Below are 19252 nucleotides of genomic sequence, written 5' to 3' on the forward strand. Positions count from 1 at the left end.
GCGAAGCGGTTAGCCCTTGCGCCAGCGACGCAGCCGTGCGCGCAGGAAAGGCAAGGGGCCGAACGGTAAGGAGGACCGTCGCGACAGCCCTGGCTGCCGTTCTGCCAATCGCCGATGCACCAGCGCCGCCAGGCGACATGTCGGCGCCAGCTCGGACTGAGTGATCCAGTCGGCGAGGCGCTCGGGCAGAGGCCTATCCCGCCAGGCAAAATAGGCCTGATACTCCGCCGGGGTCTCGACCAGATGCCTGAGATAGGCGGCAAGCTGGGCCGGACTGCCGAAGGACGCCGCGTCTATGTAGCTTTTTTCGGGGACGAACCGGGCGGCATTGGGTGCGCCGAGATAGACCGGCACCGTGCCGGCGGCCAGCGGATCGAACATTTTTTCGGTGACGTAGTCCGGCGCGATCGAATTTTCCAAGGCAAGGCAGAAGGGGTATCGGCTGATGATCTCGAGCTTGGTCTGCCGACCAAGGTCGGGACCTTCGACGTGCCGGTTGGGCTGGTGCCGGCCGTAACGATCGACGCCGATATGATGGGAGAGTTCGGCGACCAATGCGCCCCGACGGCTGTCATCGAATTTCGACGACTGGAAATGCACGGCCAAGGCAGTCTCCGTCTTGCGGGCGACCGGATTGGCGCGCGCTTTCTGCCAAAAGGCGTGCGGCGGAAGATAGGGGGCCCAGACATCCGACCCGGTTTCATAGGTCATGGTGATGTCGAAATGCCTCATGAAACGCGGATCGGCCATAAGCGGGTAGTTGCGCCGGCTTTCCATCGACCAGGCGACCCAGTCCTGGCCGCCATATTTGCGGGCGTCTCCGATCTCACGAAAATCAGGAAGGTGGAAAACCACGGCCGTGGCCTCGGAGAGGCGGCGGCGATCGTTGGTCCATTCGACCGGCGAGCCGCATTCCGGGATGGCCGCGATGTCCACCGGCTTGCCAAAGTAGGACGTGTAGAAAAGGATGATGGGACTGGTCGACCGCATGGCGCTCCAGGATTCTGACAACGCAGTTCTACGCCGGTCTTTTCCGCTGCAAAAGTACGGTTGATCTGTGTTCTAACCGTGCAGGTCGCGCGAAATCGGCGGACCAATGGAAAATCCGGAGAACGTGACCTCGAAACCCTCGCGCTGCGGCGAGCAGCACATCATGCCGACATCGACCGTCTTCGAAATCGGGAAATAGGCGAGACGCACCGGCTTCCAGTGCCCGTCCGCAGCATCGAGATACTGGACGCGGATCGCCTCGCCGTGGCGGGTCAGGCGGATGCCGACGCCATTCGGACCGGCATGAATGGCCACCAGCGACCAGTCCGACGTGTCGTTGGTGACGACGACGGAAAAATAGGCAAGGCCATCCGTGTATTCGATACCGGCCTTGATCCAGTGCGTCTCGCTCAGCCGGACCATCAGCCCCGCCTGGTCATAGAGGACCTTGTAGTCGCCCTTGACGGTGACTTCGGCGGTGAAATCGCCCTCGACCGGTCGATGCAGGAAGTGGCCGTTGTCCCGCCAGAAACCATAGAAGGTCTCGCGCCAGAAATCGGTCTCCTTGCCGGTGCGCACACGGACGACATTCCCGTCTGTCGTGTAGTATGGCGGCGGATTGAGCCAGGTCAGATCCTGCGTTGTCATCGCGTTGCGCCGGTCCGGTTGCTCGAGATGCGTGAGGGCTCGCCGGCTCTGTAGCCGGCGGCCGATCAGCCTGCGAACGTGTAGGCGGTCTTCACCGTGGTGTAGAATTCCATCGCATAGCGGCCCTGCTCGCGCGGACCGTAGCTCGAGCCCTTGCGGCCGCCGAAGGGAACATGGAAGTCGACGCCAGCCGTCGGCAGGTTGACCATCACCATGCCGGCCTCCGAATTGCGCTTGAAGTGGGTGGCGTGCTTCAGGCTCGACGTGCAGATGCCCGAGGTCAGCCCGAACGGCGTGTCATTGGCGACGGCAAGCGCCTCGTCGTAATCCTTGACGCGGATGACGCTGGCGACCGGGCCAAATATTTCCTCGCGCGAACTACGCATGGCGTTGGTGGCCCCGGTCAGCAGCGCCGGCTTGAGATAGAAGCCCGGCGTCTTGCGGTCGAGCCGCTCGCCGCCGAAGGCCAGCGTGGCGCCTTCCCTGACGCCGATGGCGATATAATCCTCGTCCTGCTTCAGTTGGGTGGCGTCGACTACCGGCCCGATCTGGGTCTGCGCGTCGAGCGCATCGCCGATCACCAGCTTGTCCATCCGCTCCTTGAGCGCGTCGACGAACCGGTCGTGGATGGCGTCGGTCACGATCAGCCTGGACGAGGCCGTGCAGCGCTGACCGGTCGAGAAGAAGGCGCCGTTGAGCGCGCAATCGACGGCGACGGCGAGATCGGCGTCGTCAAGCACGACCAGCGGGTTCTTGCCACCCATTTCGAGCTGGAACTTGCGCATGTGCTCGACGCTTGCCGCGGCGACGCGTTTTCCCGTGCCGACCGAGCCGGTGAAGGAGATTGCATTGACGTCGGGGCTGTCCAGCATCGCCTGGCCGACCACCGAGCCCTTGCCCATGACGAGGTTGAGCACACCCTTGGGCAGGCCGGCGCGATGCAGGATGTCGACGATCGACCAGGCGCTTTCGGGGACGAGTTCGGCCGGCTTGAAGACGATGGTGTTTCCGTGGGCCAGCGCCGGGGCGATCTTCCAGGCGGGAATGGCGATGGGGAAATTCCACGGCGTGATGATGCCAACCACGCCGACCGCCTCGCGGGTGATCTCGACGCCGACGCCGGGGCGTACGCTCGGCACGACTTCTCCGGACAGGCGCAATGTTTCGCCGGCAAAGAAATCGAATATCTGAGCGGCGCGAATGGTTTCGCCGATGCCTTCGGCCAGCGTCTTGCCCTCCTCGCGCGCCAGATTGCGGCCGATCTCATCCTTGCGCGCCATGATCTCGTCCGACGCCTTTTTCAGCACGGCGTGGCGCGCCAGCGGACCGGAACGCGACCAAGCCGGAAACGCCGCCTTGGCTGCCGCGATGGCCTGCCTGGCCTGGTCGACACCTGCGGAGGCATATTCACCGACGACGTCGCCAGTGTCCGAGGGGTTGATGTTGCGGGAGCCGGCATCACCGACCCATTCGCCATCGATGAGGTTCTTTCGAAACTGCGCCATATCTGGTCTTTCCTGCTGGTTGGCCGCGCGGCGGCATCTGTCTGAACTGGTATTTGCCAGACAAATGCCTTGCGGGAAAGCACGCACTGACCGAACAGCCGCGACAAAAGTCCCCGGGCTTGCCTTTGCGCCGGTCGTTTGGCAGCGCCAGCGCCCGTCGATGACAACCCGGCCAATATCCGCGGGGCGCCCTCCAGGCGAGAGCGAATTGCGCTGTACATATATGTCCATGGCCTTGATTTGCCTGATCCGGCGTGTCATGCGTCGTGCTGATGGCAGCAATCGAAACGACGATCCAGCGCGCCGGCGCCACCGGCAACATCAAGGCCACGCGTGAAGACTGGCTGAAGCTGGCGCTTGAGACACTGATCTCGGATGGCGTCGAACGCGTCCGCGTGCTGACACTCGGACAGCAGCTCGACGTCTCGCGCTCCAGCTTCTACTGGTACTTCAAGAGCCGCCAGGATCTGCTCGACCAGTTGCTGGACTATTGGCGGCAGACCAACACCAGGTTCATCGTCGAGCGCGCCGCACGGCCTTCAGCGACCGTCATCCGCGGAGTGATGAGCATTTTCGAATGCTGGGTGGACGAGAAGCTGTTCGATCCCCGGCTGGATTTCGCGATCAGGGCCTGGGCTCGCCGCTCCCCCGCCACGAGGCGCGCGCTCGACCAGGCCGACGAAGAGCGCGTCAATGCCATACGCGACATGTTCATGCGCCATGGCTATGAGGAAGAAGATGCGTTCGTACGCGCCCGCGTGCTCTATTTCATGCAGATCGGCTATTATTCGCTCGAACTCAACGAACCGATGAGCACCCGCCTCACGCACGTCGCCTCCTATCTGCGCAGCTTCACCGGCCAGGAGCCTCCGGCGCAGGATGTCGAGGAGTTCGCGCGCTATGTCGAGAAGACTCTTTCCGGCAAACGGTAGGCTCAGCCATCCACTGCCTCGACCCTTCCGCTTTTCTTAAACCCGTAGCCAGCCTGCTCCGGGTCGCCTTCGCAACACACTAGACACATGTGTACAATGCCGATAGGGTGCGCAGCCGTGACCGGGCGGAGTGCGACAGGATGAAATCGCAATACAGGGCGATCGTGATTGGCGGCGGTGTGGTCGGGGCCTCGGTGCTCTATCACCTGGCAAAATTCGGCTGGAGCGATGTCGCGCTGATCGAACGCGAGGTGCTGACCGCCGGGTCTAGCTGGCACGCGGCAGGCGGCTTCCATGCGCTCAACGCCGATCCCAACATCGCCGCGCTGCAGGCCTACACGATCGACCTTTTGTCGGAGGTCGAGAAGGAATCCGGCCAGAAGATCGGCATGCACATGACCGGCGGCATCTCGGTTGCGTCGGCGCCCGAGCGCTGGGAATGGCTGAAGGCTTCCTACCGCATCTTCCAGACCATGGGCATCGACGACGTCCATCTGGTCGGCGTCGACGAAATCCGGCAGCGCTGCCCGATCCTCAACACCGACGGCATGCTGGGCGGCCTCTATGCCGCGCGCGAGGGCCATATCGATCCGTCGGGCGTCGTCCACGCCTATGCCAAGGCGGCAAGGAAACGCGGCGCCGAGATCATCGAGCACAACCGCGTGCTGGAACTCAACCGCCGCGTGGACGGCAGCTGGGACGTGGTCACCGAGAAAGGCACTGTTATCGCCGAACATGTCGTCAACGCCGGCGGCCTCTGGGCCAAGCAGGTCGGCCGCATGGCCGGCATCGACCTGCCGCTGTCGCCGATGGAGCATCACTACCTGGTCACCGAGGCGCTGCCGGAGATCCAGGCGCTCGAGAGGGAATTGCCGCTGATCGTCGACCTCGAAGGCTTCACCTACATGCGCCAGGAGCAGAAGGGCCTGCTGCTCGGCATATACGAGATCAACCACAAGCACTGGAACATGGACGGCGCGCCGTGGGACTACGGCATCGAGCTGATCCAGGAAGACACCGACCGCATCGCCAACGAGCTGTCGCTCGGCTTCAGCCGCTATCCCTGCCTGGAGACCGCCGGCATCAAGCGCTGGGTCAACGGCGCCTTCACCTTCTCGCCGGACGGCAATCCGCTGGTCGGCCCGGTGCGCGGCGTTCCCAACTACTGGGTGGCTTGCGGCGTCATGGCCGGCTTCCTGCAGGGCGGCGGCGTCGGCAAGTCGCTCGCCGAATGGATGATCCATGGCGAGCCGGAAGCCGACGTCTTCGGCATGGACATTGCCCGCTACGGCGACTTCGCCTCCAACCGCGAATACATCAAGCAGACGACCGGGCAGTTCTATTCGCGCCGCTTCGTCATGAGCTATCCCAATGAGCAATTGCCGGCGGGACGGCCGTTGAAGACGGCCGGCGCGCATGACGCCATGGATGCGGCCGGCGCGCGCTGGGGCAATTCCTGGGGCATGGAAGTGCCGCTCTATTTCGCCCCGCAAGGCTTCGTCGAGACACCGACGCTGAAGCGCTCCAACGCCTTCGATATCGTCGCCCGGGAATGCCGCAAGGTGCGCGACGGCGTCGGCCTGCTCGATATCTCCGCCTTCTCGCGCTACGAGGTGAGTGGGCCACAGGCCGAGGCATGGCTCGACCGGTTGCTTGCATGCGCGCTGCCGAAGCCCGGCCGTGCGAAGCTGGCGCCGATGCTGGGCGAGAACGGCAAGCTCAAGGGCGACCTCACCGTCTTCAACTGGGGCGATGGGAGCTGGTGGATCATGGGGTCCTATTATCTGCGGCAATGGCATATGCGCTGGTTCGAACAGCATCTCGCCGAGGGCGCCGCCGTGCGCGACATTTCGGACGCGGTGGTCGGCTTCTCGCTCGCCGGCCCAAATGCGCGGCGTCTGCTCGAGCGGCTAACGCACCAGGATGTCTCGCACCAAGCCTTCGGCTTCCTTGCCTGTAAAACGCTGGATGTCGGCCTGGTGCGAGCCAAGGTCGGCCGGCTCTCGGTCATCGGCGAGCTCGGTTACGAAATCCATTGCCAGGCCAATGAGCACGCTGGACTGCGCCGCGCGCTGCTGGCGGCGGGCAGCGATCTCGGCATTGCCGAATATGGCTTCGGCGCGGTCGATTCGCTGCGGCTCGAAAAGAGTTTTGGCATATGGTCGCGCGAGTTCACGCAGGACTATACGCCTGCCGAGACCGGCATGGACCGCTGGACCGCCTTCGAAAAGAGCGACTTCATCGGCCACGAGGCGGCGCTGAAAGAGCAGAAGGCCGGATCGAGGCGCACGCTGGTAACGCTCCAAATCGACGCTGACGACGCCGACGCCAGCGGCTACGAACCGGTCTGGAGCCGAGGAAAACTTGCCGGCTTCGTCACCTCCGGCGGCTATGGCCACACCGTCGGCAAGAGCCTTGCCATGGCGCTCGTCGATCGCGAAGCGGCCGGCGTCGATACCGAGTTGACAACCCATATCGTCGGCGTCGAAAGAGGTGCACGCGTCATCGCATCTTCGCCTTACGATCCGCTGGGCAAGGCGATGCGGGCCTAACCGAACGAGCGATCCGTGCAGAAAACCACGCCATGACCCGTCGCTATTCCGCTCTGTCGCTGTTCAAGGAAGGCCTGGCCGGCCAGACCGGCTGGAAACAGGCGTGGCGCTCGCCCGAGCCGAAGCCATCCTACGACGCTATCGTCATCGGCGGCGGCGGCCACGGGCTGGCGACGGCCTACTACCTGGCCAAGAACCACAACATCTCCAGGGTTGCCGTGCTGGAGAAGGGCTGGATCGGCGGCGGCAACACCGGCCGCAACACGACCGTGGTGCGCTCCAACTATTATTATCCGGAAAGCGTCGAGCTCTATGGGTTGGCGCACCGTCTCTATGAGGGCCTGTCAAAGGATTTGAACTACAATGTCATGCTGTCGCAGCGCGGCATGATCAATCTGTGTCACTCGACCGCCGAGATGGAGATCGGCGCGCGCACCGTCAACGCCATGCAGATCAACTGCATCGATGCGGAGCTGTTTTCACCCGAGGATGTGCGCCGCGTGGCGCCGATCTACAACTTCTCCCCGGATGCGCGCTTCCCGGTGTTCGGCGGCATCTGGCAAGGCCGCGCCGGAACGGCCCGCCACGATGCTGTCGCCTGGGGCTATGCGCGGGCGGCGAGCCGGCTCGGCGTCGACATCATCCAGAATTGCGAGATCACCGATTTCATCATCGAAGGCGGCCGATGCCGCGGCGTGCAGACGACGCGCGGCCCCATCCGCGCCGAGCGCGTCGGCATGGCGGTGGCCGGGCACTCTTCCGTGTTGGCGGCCAAGGCTGGCTTCCGGCTGCCGATCAATTCCTATGCGTTGCAAGCCTGCGTTTCCGAGCCGGTCAAGCCGATCCTCGACACGGTGGTGCTGTCGCCCGGCTGCGGCGTCTATGTCAGCCAGTCGGACAAGGGCGAGATCGTCATCGGCGGCGGGCTCGACCGCATCCCCTCCTATGCGCAGCGCGGCAATCTGCCGACATTGGAGGCGGTGATCGCCGGCGTGTTGGAGATGTTCCCGATTTTCGGCCAGCTCAAGCTGATGCGGCAATGGGCGGGCATCGTCGACGTCGTGCCGGACTCCTCGCCGATCATCGGTCCCTCGCCGCTGCCCAATCTCTTCCTCAATTGCGGCTGGGGCACAGGCGGCTTCAAGGCCATTCCCGCCGGCGGGACGCTGCTGGCGAACCTACTGGCGACCGGCAAGCACAACGACGTCAGCCGTCCCTTCGATCTCGACCGCTTCGCCAGCGGACGGCTTATCGATGAAGCGGCCGGCTCCGGCATCGCGCACTGAGGTTTATTGATGCAGCTCTTCCCATGCCCGTTCTGCGGCCCGCGCGACGAAACCGAATTCCACTATGGTGGCGATGCCGGCAATGTCAGGCCCGACGGTGCCGACGTGCCGATCGACCGCTGGGCCGGATATCTCTACCTGCGCGGCAATCCGAAAGGCACGGCGCGCGAGATCTGGGTGCATATGAACTGCGGCGAGTTCTTTGTCATGGAACGCGACACCGTCACGCACAAGGTGCTGTCCTCGACCGCCCTTGGCGGGGAGCACGCGGCGTGACCGCCTCGCGTCTCGCCACCGGCGGCAGCGCCATCGACCGGTCGCTTGCGATCCGGTTCAGCTTCGATGGCAGAACCGTCAACGGTTTTGTCGGCGACACCATCGCCTCCGCCCTGCTTGCCAACGATGTCGCGATTGTCGGCCGCAGTTTCAAATATCACCGGCCGCGCGGCATCTGGGGTGCCGGCGTTGAGGAGCCGAACGCACTGGTCGATGTCGGCGGCCCCCAATCGACACCGAACACGCGCGCCACGACCGAGCCCGCGCGCGACGGGCTGGTGGCGAAAAGCGTCAACGCGACGCCCAATGCGCTGGCCGACCGCAATGCCTTCCTCGACCGCTTCTCGCGCTTCATCCCGGCGGCATTCTACTACAAGACCTTCATGTGGCCGGACTGGCATATGTTCGAGCCGCGCATCCGCGCCATGGCCGGACTAGGCAAGGTCGACACGGACTGGACGTCGCCGGGCATCGCGGACCAGATCAACCATCACTGCGACGTGTTGGTGGTCGGCGCCGGACCGGCCGGACTGGCGGCGGCCAGGCTAGCGGCCGGTGCGGGTCTCGCCGTCACGTTGGTCGACGAGCAACAGAGATTGGGCGGATCGCTCGGTCATCGCGCATGCGAGATCGACGACAAGCCGGCAGCGACCTGGATCGAAGAAACGGTTGCGGAGCTTGCCTCCGGTGGTCACCTGATCCTGCCTTCGACCACCGCCTTCGGCATTTACGACCACAATCTGGTCGGGCTGAACCAGCGTCATTTCGATGGCCGGCGCGACACGCTGTGGCGGGTTCGGCCGCGCCAGATCGTGCTGGCGACCGGCGCCATCGAGCGGCCGCTGCCCTTCGCCAACAACGACCTGCCGGGCATCCTGTCGGCGGATGCGGCGCTCGCCTATCTCCGGCGCCATGCGGTGCTGGTCGGCCGGCGCGTCGTCGTCGCCACCAACAATGACAGCGCTTACGAGGTTGCGGGCGCGCTTGCGGAGGCCGGGGCCGAAGTGACGCTTGTCGACATCAGGCGCGACGGCATGCCCGCCACACCGGCCAAAGCGCGGCCGATCACCGGGCGGGCGCTTGCCGCCGCCAAGGGCAGTCTTCGCGTCGAAGGCGTGACGCTGGACGACGGGACCAGGCTCGATGCCGACTGCGTGCTGGTCTCGGGCGGCTGGACGCCGACCATTCATCTGTTCGGCCAGGCCAAGGGCAAGCTCGCCTGGAGCGAGGCACGCGCCGCCTTTCTGCCCGGCGATCCGGTCGATGGCATTTCCGTGGCCGGCGCCGCCGCCGGCGCGGTCTCCCTGTCGGAAGTGTTCGAAGGCGCGCAGAAAGCCGTTGCATCGCTCGGCAACACGAAAGCAGCGGTGCCGCGCAGCACCGGTTCGGACGCGACGGCCGGCCTGACAGCGGCCTGGCCGACACCGGGATCGAAGGGCCGCATCTGGATCGACTACCAGAACGACGTGACGGTGAAGGACGTCGAACTGGCGGCGCGCGAGAACTTCGTCTCGGTCGAGCACCTCAAGCGCTACACCACGCTCGGCATGGCGACCGACCAGGGCAAGACCTCCAACCTGCCCGGCCTGGCGCTGATGGCCGGGATTACCGGCCGCACCGTGCCGGAGGTCGGCACCACCACCTACCGTCCGCCCTTTACGCCGGTTCCGCTGGCGAGCTTTGCCGGCGCGCGCCTTGGGGAACTGATGGCGCCGGTGCGTCGGCTGCCGCTTGAAAACGTGCACCGCGCCGGCGGCGCCGTCTTCCAGGAATATGGCGGCTGGCTGCGGCCCGCCCATTACGGCGGTCGCGCCGCCGACGCGGATCGCGCCGTCCAGGATGAGGCGCGGGGTGCCCGCCAGTCGGTCGCGCTGTTCGATGGTTCGACGCTGGGGAAGATCGAGGTGATCGGACCGAAGGCCGCCGAATTCGTCGATTTCCTCTACTACAACACCATGTCGACGCTGAAACCCGGCCGCTGCCGCTACGGCTTCATGCTGTCGGAAAACGGCGTGGTCTTTGACGACGGCGTGCTGGTGCGGCTGGACGAGCATCGTTTCGTCGTGTCGTGCTCGTCCTCGCATGTCGCCTCAGTGCACGCGCGGCTGGAGGAATGGCGCCAGGACCGTTTTGGCCGCGACGCGGTCTATATCCACAACGCCACATCGGACATGGCGACGCTGACTGTCTCCGGACCGAACGCAAGGAAGCTGCTCGAAGCGGTCAATCTGGGCCTCTCGCTCGACGAGGCGGCTCTGCCGCATATGGCAATCGGCAATGGTACCTATGGCGGCGACGAGGTCCGCATCACTCGCGTCAGCTTCACCGGCGACAGGAGCTACGAGGTCTCCATCCGCGCCGATCGCGCCGAGCCTTTGTGGGCACGTCTGCGTGAGGCAGGCCAGTCTCTCGATGCCGTCATCATCGGCCTCGAAGCGCTGCTTCATCGTCATCGGCAAGGACACGGACGGCACCACGCTGCCGCATGATCTCGGCAGCGAAGGCCCTCGCGCCAAACGGCAGACCGACTATGTCGGCCGCCGCTCGCTGTTCACCGAGGAGGCCTCGCGAAACAACCGCCTGCAGCTTGTCGGCCTGAGGGTGCCGCAGGGCGAAATGCCGTTGCCTACTGGGGCACATGGCATCAAGCGAGAGGGCGGCAGGCTGCACAGCCAGGGCTTTGTCACCTCGAGCTACCAGAGCCCGACACTCGGCCGGCCGGTGGCGCTCGGCCTGATCGAGCGAGGTGCTGCCCGTCACGGCGAGACGATCGAAGTCCAGCATCTCGGCAAGGTCCGCACGGCAACGATCGCCCCGCCTTGCGCCTTCGACCCGGCAGGAGACCGGCTCAATGCGTGATCTCGCGGAAAAATGGTCTGTCGCGCCGGACTGGAGGAACGTCACGATCGAGGTGCCGGGGCTCAAGATAGGCGCGGTTGCCGGGCTGCACCAACGCCTGGTCAGCGGCGACCTCGCGGCATGGGCCGAGGCATCCAGTTTCGATGGAATGGCCCTCGGGGCATTCGGCCTGGCGGAAGGCATGCGCTATTCGGTCCGTCTGGCGCGCGACCGTCTGCTTGCCGTGTCCACCACGCCCATCGGCATGGCGACGGGATGGTTCAGCCAGGGTTTTGCGGTGACCGGGATCAGCGCCGGGTTGCAGGTATTCGAAGTCGGAGGCGTGGGGCTCGATGCTTTCATCGCACGCGGGACGACGTTCGACCCCAGGCAGCCAAGCGCCAGCGCGGCACTGTCCTTCGCCGGGATCAGCGCCATCGCCTATCGCCATGAAAGCAGCCTGCGCATCCATGTCGATCGTGGTCTTGCGGCCTATCTCTGGACGTGGATGGAGCAGGCTGCCGGCCACATCGCGGCCGGAAAGTAGCCCGCACGCTCAGAGCGTGAAGGACCAGAACAGGCAGGCGAGCGTTGCGGCGGCAAAAATCACGAAGAACAGGCTGCGCAGGAGCACGTTGCGGCGCAATTCGTTCATGACGAAGTGGCAGCCGACGATGGCCACGGCGAACAGGAAACGCCAGTTGAGCAGCGCCGAAAGCATGCCGCTCTGGCCGAAGGCCCATCTGGCGACAAGGCCTCCGAAAATGGTGGCAAACAGCACGATCACCGCCCAGAAGATCGCATCGGCGGCATGGGTGAGGACGATGCTCGCCACCCTGATCGGCAGGATCATCATCAGCATGGCGCTGAAGAAATAGACTGCCGCCAGCGGGATGAAGGTCGCGGCATCGGCAATGTTGTCGAGGCGCCGCGCACCGATCACGCCATAGGGATAGCCGTGCCGGGCGACGGCAAGGCTCAGCGCCATGAGCAGAGCGGTGAACACCGCGACCAGGGCGAAGGACGAGAGGGCTTTGCTCATGATGTTCCTGTCCAGTGCGAATCAGACAGGAACCGTTTTATCGGGCGGTCGTAAATTGCACGTAAGCACGGCAAGCGCCGTGCGGATCTCGATCGGCGCACTACTCGGCGGCGATCCGGCCGGACGCGCGGTTGGCCAGTACGAAACCGACCTCGTCCACCGCCTGCGCGGCGCGCTTCAGGATCGCCTCGGAGCGAAGCGCGCCGTCGGTGAAATCCTTGTCAGTGGCGTAGACCGCGGTCGGCAAGGCAAAGGCCTCGAAGAAGCCGAACAAAGGCCTGAGCTGATGCTCGACGATCAGGGCATGACGCTCGCCGCCGCCGGTCGCGGTCAGAAGGACCGGCTTGCCGCGCAGCGCGGCCGGATCGATCAGATCGAAGAAGTGCTTGAACAGGCCGGTGTAGCTGCCCTTGTAGGTGGGCGAGCCGACCACCAGGACGTCGGCGGCGAGAACCCGCGACAGGATTTCTTGACCCCGCGCGTCGAGATCGCGGGCCCATCGTGCGGTGCCGAGCGATGGGCCGACATCCTCGATGTCGTAGGTGCTTGCCGACAGGCCGTGCTGGACGGCGATATCCCTGGTGACGAGGTCGACGAAGGCGCGCGTCTTGGACGGCCGTGTGATGTTGCCGGAAAAGCCGACGACTGTTGGGTTTGACATGGCGGTGGCCTCTTGATGGTCGAAAAATTGTTGTGTCGGGCTCGCGCCCGCCATCGGAAAATCAGCTCCAGGCGTGTAGCGGCGGATTCTCGCCGTTGAGGAAATACTTGCCGAGGATCGAGTATTTCCAGCGTACCGGGTCGTGCAGCGTGTGGGTGCGCGCATTGCGCCAGTGGCGGTCGAGATTGTGCTCGGCCAGCGTCGAGCGGGTGCCGGCCAGTTCGAACAGTTTGTTGGTGGCGGCGATGGCAATCTCGGTCGACAATATCTTGGCTTCCGCGGTAACGATCTGCGCATGCGCGACCGTTTCCGCCGTCGGCTCGGCCACAGCCTTGTCGATGGCGTAGCCGGCCCTCTCGAGCAGCGCCTGCGCCGCGTGCAGGCGCAGTGTCAGGTCGCCGATCGCCTGGATGGTGTAGGGGTCGTCCCAGGCATTGTCGACGCCGCTGTCGATCCAGGCGCGGCTCCTGGTCCTGACGAAGTGGACCGTCTCGTCGATCGCCGCCTGGGCGATGCCGGTGTCGACGGCCACCTGGATGATCTGGAAAATGGCGCCGTCGGCGGTCGGCTTGTCGTAGCCCTTGTAGCCCGGCACCAAGTGCGTCTTCGGCACCTTGACGTTGTCGATGATGACCGTGCCCGAGAGCGTCGTGCGCTGGCCGAAGCTCGACCAGTCGTCAATGACGGTCAGGCCCGGCGCGCCGCGATCGGCGATGGCGTACCAGGCGCGGCCCTCGTCATCGAGCGCCACGATCGGTACCAGATGGGCAAGCAGCGCGCCGGAGGAATAGAATTTGCGGCCGTTGACAACGACATGGTCGCTGGCGTCGGTGAAGCGGGTTTCGAAATCGGCGGCGCGCTTGGAGCCGAACTCGGAAAAGGCATTGCCGAACCGCGTGCCCTTCAGCGCTTCGGCAAACAGGAGCTTCTGCTGCTCGATGTCCGACACGGTGCGGATGGCGGCGACGACGCCGAGATGGTTCTGCGCCACCTGCCCGATCGAGGAATCCGCCGCCGAGATGATCTCGACCACCTTGGCCAGCGTCACATAGGACAGTTCGGGGCCGCCGAACGCCTTGGGCACGTTGATCGACCACAGGCCGCTTTGCGAGAACGCGTCGAGCTCGGCGACCGGCCAGATCCTGTCGCGGTCGCGCTTCGACGACTCCTTGACGAATTCGGCGGCCAGCGCATGGGCGACGGCGATCGCCTCGGCGTCGCTCTTGATGATGTGCGCCGGCACTGATGGCCTTGCGACGGGCGGGACTGCGGCGGAAGCCTGGTCGGTCTTGACGGTCGAGACGGTCATTTCACTGCTCCTTCGGATTTGGTTCAGGCAACGGCATGGAGATGGGTCGGTTTGGCGGCGGGCGATGGCTGCTGGCCGAGGTAGAGCGCCCGTATATCCTCGCGCTGGCGAAGGTCGGCGGCGGTGCCGGAAAGCACGGAGACGCCGTTTTCGAGCACCGTGGCATGGTCGGCGTAGCGAAGCGCAACCGCCGAGTTCTGTTCGGCGACCAGGATCGAGAGGCCTGTCTCGCGGTTGAGTTTGCGCAGCGTCTGGAAGATGTCCTGGACGATCAGCGGGGCGAGCCCCATCGACGGCTCGTCCAGCACCAGCAGGCGCGGCCGCGACATCAGCGCCCGGCCGATGGCTGTCATCTGCTGTTCGCCGCCGGAGGTCAGGCCCGACAAGGTCCGGCGCTTTTCCTTCAGGCGCGGAAAAAAGGCATATATTCGTTCGAGGTCGGCGGCGATCTCGGCGCGGCGGCCGCTGCGGCCAATGCCGCCGGCGACCAGATTGTCCTCGACGCTGAGGCTCTTGAAGCAGTGACGGCCTTCCAGCACCTGGACCAGCCCGGCGCGCACCAGGTCGCCCGGGCTGCGGCGCGAGAAATCCGAGCCGTCGAAGCGGATGGTGCCGGCATTGATCTGGCCGCGCTCGGCCGGCAGCAGGTTGGAGACGGCCTTCAGCGTGGTGGTCTTGCCCGCGCCATTGGCGCCGAGCAGCGCCAGGATCTCGCCGCGCCTGATCTCGAAACTGACGCCGTGCAACGCCGTGATGGCGTGGTTGTAGGTGGCGTGCACGGCGTCGACGGCAAGGATGATTTCGGTGTCGGGCATGACTGTTTTCCGTATGTCTCGAAACTGACGGCCGGGCGCTGCGCAGGAATACGCGGCGCCCGGCCTTGCGATCAGTTGGTGGTCACGGCGTTGGCATCATCCGCGGTGCGCAGCTTGATGCCCTTTTCCTTGGCATAGGCTTCGGCCGACTTTTCGATGATCGGCCGCAGCAGCGCCCAGTCCGGCGCGATCCAGTCGGAGACGACGTTCCACTTCTTGCCGTCCCACTGCTGGAAGGTCACGTAGCCTTCGCCCTCGTGATTGTCCCAGCTGACGTTGATGGAGTGGAACAGGTCCTTGGCGCCGAGCGCCTCGACCTTGGCCGGATCGAGCTTGAGGTGTTCGAAGCCCCAGCGGACTTCGTCGCCGGTCAGCGTGCGGTGGCCGAACTTCTCCTGCGCGACACGGATCGCCTCGACATTCAGGATGCCGTTGACGATGCCGAGATTGTGGTAGACCGAGCCGATGCGGGACTTGTCCTCGAGGTTGCCCTTGCCGGCGTCGTAGACGGTCTTCACGATTTCCTTCACCACCGGATAGGAATTGCCGGAGGCCTGGGTGGTGATGGCGGTGTAGCCCTTGGCGGCGTCGCCGGCGGGAATGACATCCTCTTCCGAGTTCGACCAGACATTGCCGACGATGTGGTCGACGGGATAGCCGACCTTGACCGCGGTCTTCAGCGCCACCGGGTTCATCACGCCCCAGCCGCGCAGGACGACGAAATCAGGCTTGGCGCGACGGATGGTCAGCCATTGCGACTGCTGCTCGTTGCCGGGGTGCGGCACCTCGATCTGCTGAACGGTGAAGCCGTATTTCTGCGCCAGCAATTCGTAGATCGGGATGGTCTCCTTGCCGTAGGGCGAGCCGTGATAGAGCACGACGATCTTCTTGCCCTTGAGCTTGTCGATGCCGCCTTCCTTCGAGGCGATGTGGTTCACGATTCCGGAAGTCTCGCTGTAGGGGTTGAGCAGCAGCGGGAAGACGTAGGGGAAAACGCGCCCGTCGGTGGAATCGGTGCGGCCGTGGTTGACCGTGATCAGCGGCACCTTGTCGGCGGTGATGCGGTCGATCATGGCGTAGGCGATACCAACCGAAAGCGGGTTCCAGGCGGCGGCGCCGGCACGGCTCTTCTGCCGCTCGTAGCATTCGACACCGCGCTCGACCTCGTACTGGGTCTCGCACTCGTCCCAGGTCAGCTTGACGCCGTTGACGCCGCCATCGCGGATGTTGATGAGGTTGAGGTAGTCGATGAAGCCGCCGAAGAAGCCGGTGCCGCCGGCCGCATAAGGCCCAACGCGATAGCTCTGTAGCGGGAAATACTGTTCGTCGGCGTGGGCGGCCGGCAAGGCCACCGACACGATCATCGCCGCGGACAGCGCCGCCGCCTTGATTGTGCTGAGGAACGTCATCGTCTGGAAACTCCTGAGATGGGCCGTCTTTGATCCGGCCTCTGGTTGATTTTCGAATGGACTGTTCAGGTCGACTGCCGGGCAAACAGCAGCCGTCTTCGGACCCTGTCCCACAGGGCCACCAGCCCATCCGGTTCGAGGATCAGAAACAGGATGATCAGCGCGCCGAGCACGATGCGCTGGCTCATGTCGAGCACGCCGGAATCGAAGACATCGCCGAGCAGGAAGCCACCGAGGCGCGACAGCGCGAGCGGAAAGACGACGATCAGGGCCGCGCCGAAGAAGGCGCCGCGGATCGACGCCAGGCCGCCGATGATGACGATGAACAGGATCTGGAACGAGCGGTCGAGGTCGAAGCCGTCCGGCTCGACGGTCCTCAGATAAGCGAAGGCCCAGATGACGCCGGCGACCCCGATGATGAAGGACGAGATGGCGAAGGCCAAAAGCTTGGTCTTCAGCACCGGTATGCCGATGATGCGCGCGGCCGTCTCATTGTCGCGGATGGCGATGAAGTTGCGGCCCGTTTGCGAAGAGACCAGCCGGTAGGCGAGGAAGGTGAGGATGCTGACGACGGTCAGCGCGAAGAGATAGCGGCCGACGGCACCGTCGAGAGCAAAGCCTGCAATCGACAGCCTTGGCGCGTCGATGACGCCGGAGGCGGAGTTGTTGGAGAACCAGCTGAACTTGGTCAGCGCCCATTGCACGAAGAACTGGGCGGCGAGCGTCGAGACGGCGAGGTAGAAGCCTCTCAGCCGCAGGCTGGGCAGGCCGAAGACGATGCCGATGGCGGCGGCGACGAAGCCGGCGAGCACGATGGAGCCGACCAGCGGCAGCCCTTCGACGCGCAGGTTGAAATTATAGGCGGCGAAGGCGCCGGCGGCCATGAAGGCGGCACTGCCCAGCGAGACCTGGCCGGCATAGCCGGTCAGGATGTTCAGGCCGACGCCGGCGAGGCCGAGCGCCAGGAAAGGCAAGAGGATGGCCTCGAAGAGATAGCTCGAGCCGATCAGCGGCACGACGCCATAGGCGAAAGCGAGCAACAGAACGGGCGCGATCCATTTCGGCAGCACCAGGGCGGGGGGGACGTCGCTGGTCATCGCGGTCATGGCTCAGACCCTTTCCACGAGCTTCTGGCCGAACAGGCCCGAGGGACGGATCAGGAGGAAAACCAGCGCGACGACATAGGCGAACCAGCTCTCGATGCCGCCGCCGAAATAGTCGCCGATATAGACCTCGGCGAGCTTCTCGCTGGCGCCGATCAACAGCCCGCCGACGATGGCGCCGAGGATGGAATCGAAGCCGCCGAGCACCAGCACAGGCAGCGCCTTGAGCACCACCAGCGAGAGCGAGAACTGGACGCCGAGGCGCGCGCCCCACAGCAGCCCGGCGACCAGCGCGACGAGGCCGGCCGCGGCCCAGACCGTCGACCAGATCAGCGGCAATCGCAGACCGACCGCCAAGGCCGCGAACTGGTCGTCGGCGACGGCGCGGAAGGAGAGGCCGATACGGGTGTAGCGGAAGAACAGCGAGAGCAGCAGAACCATGGCGGCGGCGGCGACGGCGGCGAAGATGTCGAACTGACTGATCAGCACGCCGCCGACTTCCAGCGGCACGTCCTCGATGCCGAGGTCGAGGCCATGGACCTGCGTGCCCCAGATAAGCTGGGCGGCGCCCTCGATGATGTAGGAGAGGCCGAGCGTCGCCATGAACAAAGTGATCGGCGGCTTGTTGGTCAGCGGCCGCAGCACCGTGCGCTCGATGGCGATGCCGATCGCCACCATGATGGCGAAGGTGGCCACCAATGCCAGGGCGAAGGGAACGCCACGCTCGACCAGGCTGACGAAGGTGAGCGCGGCGAACAGCAGCAGCGCGCCTTGCGCGAAATTCAGCACGCCCGAGGTCTTGTAGATCAGCACGAAGCCGATCGCGACCAGCGAATACATGACGCCGGAGAGCAGGCCGCCGACGAGCACTTCGATGAAGAACTGGTAGTCGAAATCGGTGATCATATGCCTGCCCTTCCTTCATTGACGGAGAGGGCCTCATCGTTGGAGGCGACGCCGAGATAGGCGTCGATGACGCGCTGGTCGTTGCGGACTTCGTCGGGCGTGGCGTCGGCGATCTTGCGGCCGTAGTCGAGAACGGCGATGCAGTCGGACAGGCCCATGACGACGCCGACATCGTGCTCGATCAGCACCACGGTGGTGGCAAAGCGGTCGCGCGCGGCGCGCACGAAGGCAGCCATCTCGCTCTTCTCGCCTGCGGTCATGCCGGCCATCGGCTCGTCGAGCAGAAGCAGGCGCGGTTGCGCGACCAAAGCGCGGGCCAGTTCGACCCTCTTCTGGAGCCCGTAGGGCAAGGTGCCTACGAGACGATGGCGGATGGCGGTCAGGTCGAGGAATTCGAGGATCTGGTCGGCGCGGCTGAGAAAATCGCGCTGTTCGCCGCGCGAGCGGCCGATGCCGAGCAGCTGGCCGGCGAAATTGGAGCGGACCTTGTAGGCAAGGCCCGAGGCGACATTATCGAGGACGCTGAGGCCCTTGAACAGCGCAAGGTTCTGGAACGTCCTGGCGACGCCGAGATGCGCCAGGCGCTGTGTCGGCACCTGGGCGTAGCTCGCGCCATCGAGCCTGACATGGCCACGGTCCGCACGGTAGACGCCGCTGATCACATTGATCAGCGAGCTCTTCCCGGCGCCATTCGGCCCGATGATAGCCCTGATCTCGCCGGGACGAACCGAGAGGTCGATCTCAGCCAGCGCCACGACGCCGCCGAAAGACAGGCCGATGCCCTGCAGCGAGAGCAGCGGCGCGGCGGCGTCCGCGGCCGGCACCGCCGTCGTGCGGTCTTCCGGTTGCGCTTCGACCCGCAGGCTTGCAGGCAGACCGCGCGCGAACACCTCCGGCGCATAGACCGAGGCCTCCATCACTCCCAAGGCATAACTGGCCAATGGCATTTCCATCATCCCCGACCGCGCCGGCAGGCGCGC

General features: G+C 65.0%; 18 protein-coding genes. 7 read left to right on the forward strand and 11 right to left on the reverse strand.

The annotated features are described in order from the left end of the window. Window positions 1–9: 9 nt before the first annotated feature. The 3 genes from A3AU_RS0110210 to A3AU_RS0110220 form a co-directional block, all read right to left on the reverse strand. On the reverse strand, window positions 10–990 hold the full coding sequence (locus A3AU_RS0110210; RefSeq protein WP_027052725.1) for a glycosyltransferase family 10 fucosyltransferase: 981 nt from the start codon (window positions 988–990) through the stop codon (window positions 10–12). 72 nt (window positions 991–1062) lie between these two features. Then, complete coding sequence (locus A3AU_RS0110215; protein ID WP_027052726.1) at window positions 1063–1638, reverse strand: DUF1349 domain-containing protein; 576 nt, start codon at window positions 1636–1638, stop codon at window positions 1063–1065. A gap of 65 nt (window positions 1639–1703) precedes the next feature. Continuing rightward, complete coding sequence (locus A3AU_RS0110220) at window positions 1704–3143, reverse strand: aldehyde dehydrogenase family protein (RefSeq protein WP_027052727.1); 1440 nt, start codon at window positions 3141–3143, stop codon at window positions 1704–1706. 272 nt (window positions 3144–3415) lie between these two features. Between A3AU_RS0110220 and A3AU_RS0110225 the strand changes: the two genes are divergently transcribed. From A3AU_RS0110225 to A3AU_RS0110250, 7 genes are all read left to right on the forward strand, one after another. Continuing rightward, window positions 3416–4075: a TetR/AcrR family transcriptional regulator gene (locus A3AU_RS0110225; RefSeq protein ID WP_032917126.1), complete on the forward strand. Its 660-nt coding sequence runs from the start codon at window positions 3416–3418 to the stop codon at window positions 4073–4075. Window positions 4076–4215: 140 nt separating this feature from the next. Beyond that, window positions 4216–6627 carry a GcvT family protein gene (locus tag A3AU_RS0110230; protein WP_027052729.1) on the forward strand — a complete coding sequence of 804 codons (2412 nt, stop codon included), beginning with the start codon at window positions 4216–4218 and terminating at the stop codon, window positions 6625–6627. A 32-nt stretch (window positions 6628–6659) separates the two neighbouring features. Further along, window positions 6660–7913: a sarcosine oxidase subunit beta gene (locus A3AU_RS0110235; RefSeq protein ID WP_027052730.1), complete on the forward strand. Its 1254-nt coding sequence runs from the start codon at window positions 6660–6662 to the stop codon at window positions 7911–7913. A 9-nt stretch (window positions 7914–7922) separates the two neighbouring features. Next, complete coding sequence (locus A3AU_RS0110240; protein WP_027052731.1) at window positions 7923–8189, forward strand: sarcosine oxidase subunit delta; 267 nt, start codon at window positions 7923–7925, stop codon at window positions 8187–8189. Continuing rightward, window positions 8186–10678, forward strand: coding sequence for a sarcosine oxidase subunit alpha family protein (locus A3AU_RS1000000136820; RefSeq protein ID WP_245235451.1), 2493 nt, complete (start codon window positions 8186–8188; stop codon window positions 10676–10678). Before A3AU_RS0110240 ends, A3AU_RS1000000136820 begins: the two co-directional genes overlap by 4 nt. Continuing rightward, window positions 10602–11048 carry a glycine cleavage T C-terminal barrel domain-containing protein gene (locus tag A3AU_RS1000000140300; RefSeq protein ID WP_245235452.1) on the forward strand — a complete coding sequence of 149 codons (447 nt, stop codon included), beginning with the start codon at window positions 10602–10604 and terminating at the stop codon, window positions 11046–11048. Before A3AU_RS1000000136820 ends, A3AU_RS1000000140300 begins: the two co-directional genes overlap by 77 nt. After that, window positions 11041–11574: an aminomethyltransferase family protein gene (locus tag A3AU_RS0110250; RefSeq protein ID WP_027052732.1), complete on the forward strand. Its 534-nt coding sequence runs from the start codon at window positions 11041–11043 to the stop codon at window positions 11572–11574. Before A3AU_RS1000000140300 ends, A3AU_RS0110250 begins: the two co-directional genes overlap by 8 nt. Window positions 11575–11583: 9 nt before the next feature. On the opposite strand, the gene A3AU_RS0110255 is transcribed toward A3AU_RS0110250, so the two are convergent. The 8 genes from A3AU_RS0110255 to A3AU_RS01000000135255 all read right to left on the reverse strand — a co-directional run bounded on the left by A3AU_RS0110255 (window position 11584) and on the right by A3AU_RS01000000135255 (window position 19219). Continuing rightward, window positions 11584–12069 (reverse strand): hypothetical protein, encoded by a 486-nt coding sequence (locus tag A3AU_RS0110255; protein WP_027052733.1) that lies wholly within the window; start codon window positions 12067–12069, stop codon window positions 11584–11586. Window positions 12070–12169: 100 nt separating this feature from the next. Beyond that, complete coding sequence (msuE, locus tag A3AU_RS0110260) at window positions 12170–12730, reverse strand: FMN reductase (protein ID WP_027052734.1); 561 nt, start codon at window positions 12728–12730, stop codon at window positions 12170–12172. Between the two features lie 61 nt (window positions 12731–12791). Continuing rightward, on the reverse strand, window positions 12792–14039 hold the full coding sequence (locus A3AU_RS0110265; protein ID WP_027052735.1) for an SfnB family sulfur acquisition oxidoreductase: 1248 nt from the start codon (window positions 14037–14039) through the stop codon (window positions 12792–12794). 23 nt (window positions 14040–14062) lie between these two features. Beyond that, on the reverse strand, window positions 14063–14854 hold the full coding sequence (locus tag A3AU_RS0110270) for an ABC transporter ATP-binding protein (protein WP_027052736.1): 792 nt from the start codon (window positions 14852–14854) through the stop codon (window positions 14063–14065). A 71-nt stretch (window positions 14855–14925) separates the two neighbouring features. After that, on the reverse strand, window positions 14926–16263 hold the full coding sequence (locus A3AU_RS0110275) for an ABC transporter substrate-binding protein (RefSeq protein ID WP_027052737.1): 1338 nt from the start codon (window positions 16261–16263) through the stop codon (window positions 14926–14928). Window positions 16264–16328: 65 nt separating this feature from the next. Continuing rightward, complete coding sequence (locus A3AU_RS0110280; RefSeq protein ID WP_027052738.1) at window positions 16329–17369, reverse strand: branched-chain amino acid ABC transporter permease; 1041 nt, start codon at window positions 17367–17369, stop codon at window positions 16329–16331. 3 nt (window positions 17370–17372) lie between these two features. Continuing rightward, a complete protein-coding gene (locus A3AU_RS0110285) occupies window positions 17373–18269 on the reverse strand; it encodes a branched-chain amino acid ABC transporter permease (protein ID WP_027052739.1) in 897 nt (298 codons plus the stop codon). After that, on the reverse strand, window positions 18269–19219 hold the full coding sequence (locus A3AU_RS01000000135255) for an ABC transporter ATP-binding protein (RefSeq protein ID WP_051355332.1): 951 nt from the start codon (window positions 19217–19219) through the stop codon (window positions 18269–18271). Before A3AU_RS01000000135255 ends, A3AU_RS0110285 begins: the two co-directional genes overlap by 1 nt. Window positions 19220–19252: the final 33 nt, after the last annotated feature.

The organism is Mesorhizobium erdmanii USDA 3471, from assembly GCF_000472705.1.
Lineage (GTDB): Bacteria > Pseudomonadota > Alphaproteobacteria > Rhizobiales > Rhizobiaceae > Mesorhizobium > Mesorhizobium erdmanii.

Excerpts from the sequence above, each read along its gene's own strand:
- A3AU_RS0110255 (WP_027052733.1), bottom strand. The coding sequence starts at position 12,069 with ATGAGCAAAGCCCTCTCGTCCTTCGCCCTGGTCGCGGTGTTCACCGCT.
- A3AU_RS0110230 (WP_027052729.1), top strand. The coding sequence starts at position 4,216 with ATGAAATCGCAATACAGGGCGATCGTGATTGGCGGCGGTGTGGTCGGG.
- A3AU_RS0110275 (WP_027052737.1), bottom strand. The coding sequence starts at position 16,263 with ATGACGTTCCTCAGCACAATCAAGGCGGCGGCGCTGTCCGCGGCGATG.
- A3AU_RS0110210 (WP_027052725.1), bottom strand. The coding sequence starts at position 990 with ATGCGGTCGACCAGTCCCATCATCCTTTTCTACACGTCCTACTTTGGC.
- A3AU_RS0110215 (WP_027052726.1), bottom strand. The coding sequence starts at position 1,638 with ATGACAACGCAGGATCTGACCTGGCTCAATCCGCCGCCATACTACACG.
- msuE (WP_027052734.1), bottom strand. The coding sequence starts at position 12,730 with ATGTCAAACCCAACAGTCGTCGGCTTTTCCGGCAACATCACACGGCCG.
- A3AU_RS0110235 (WP_027052730.1), top strand. The coding sequence starts at position 6,660 with ATGACCCGTCGCTATTCCGCTCTGTCGCTGTTCAAGGAAGGCCTGGCC.
- A3AU_RS0110240 (WP_027052731.1), top strand. The coding sequence starts at position 7,923 with ATGCAGCTCTTCCCATGCCCGTTCTGCGGCCCGCGCGACGAAACCGAA.
- A3AU_RS1000000140300 (WP_245235452.1), top strand. The coding sequence starts at position 10,602 with ATGCCGTCATCATCGGCCTCGAAGCGCTGCTTCATCGTCATCGGCAAG.
- A3AU_RS0110280 (WP_027052738.1), bottom strand. The coding sequence starts at position 17,369 with ATGACCGCGATGACCAGCGACGTCCCCCCCGCCCTGGTGCTGCCGAAA.
- A3AU_RS0110250 (WP_027052732.1), top strand. The coding sequence starts at position 11,041 with ATGCGTGATCTCGCGGAAAAATGGTCTGTCGCGCCGGACTGGAGGAAC.
- A3AU_RS0110270 (WP_027052736.1), bottom strand. The coding sequence starts at position 14,854 with ATGCCCGACACCGAAATCATCCTTGCCGTCGACGCCGTGCACGCCACC.
- A3AU_RS0110220 (WP_027052727.1), bottom strand. The coding sequence starts at position 3,143 with ATGGCGCAGTTTCGAAAGAACCTCATCGATGGCGAATGGGTCGGTGAT.
- A3AU_RS0110265 (WP_027052735.1), bottom strand. The coding sequence starts at position 14,039 with ATGACCGTCTCGACCGTCAAGACCGACCAGGCTTCCGCCGCAGTCCCG.
- A3AU_RS01000000135255 (WP_051355332.1), bottom strand. The coding sequence starts at position 19,219 with ATGCCATTGGCCAGTTATGCCTTGGGAGTGATGGAGGCCTCGGTCTAT.
- A3AU_RS0110225 (WP_032917126.1), top strand. The coding sequence starts at position 3,416 with ATGGCAGCAATCGAAACGACGATCCAGCGCGCCGGCGCCACCGGCAAC.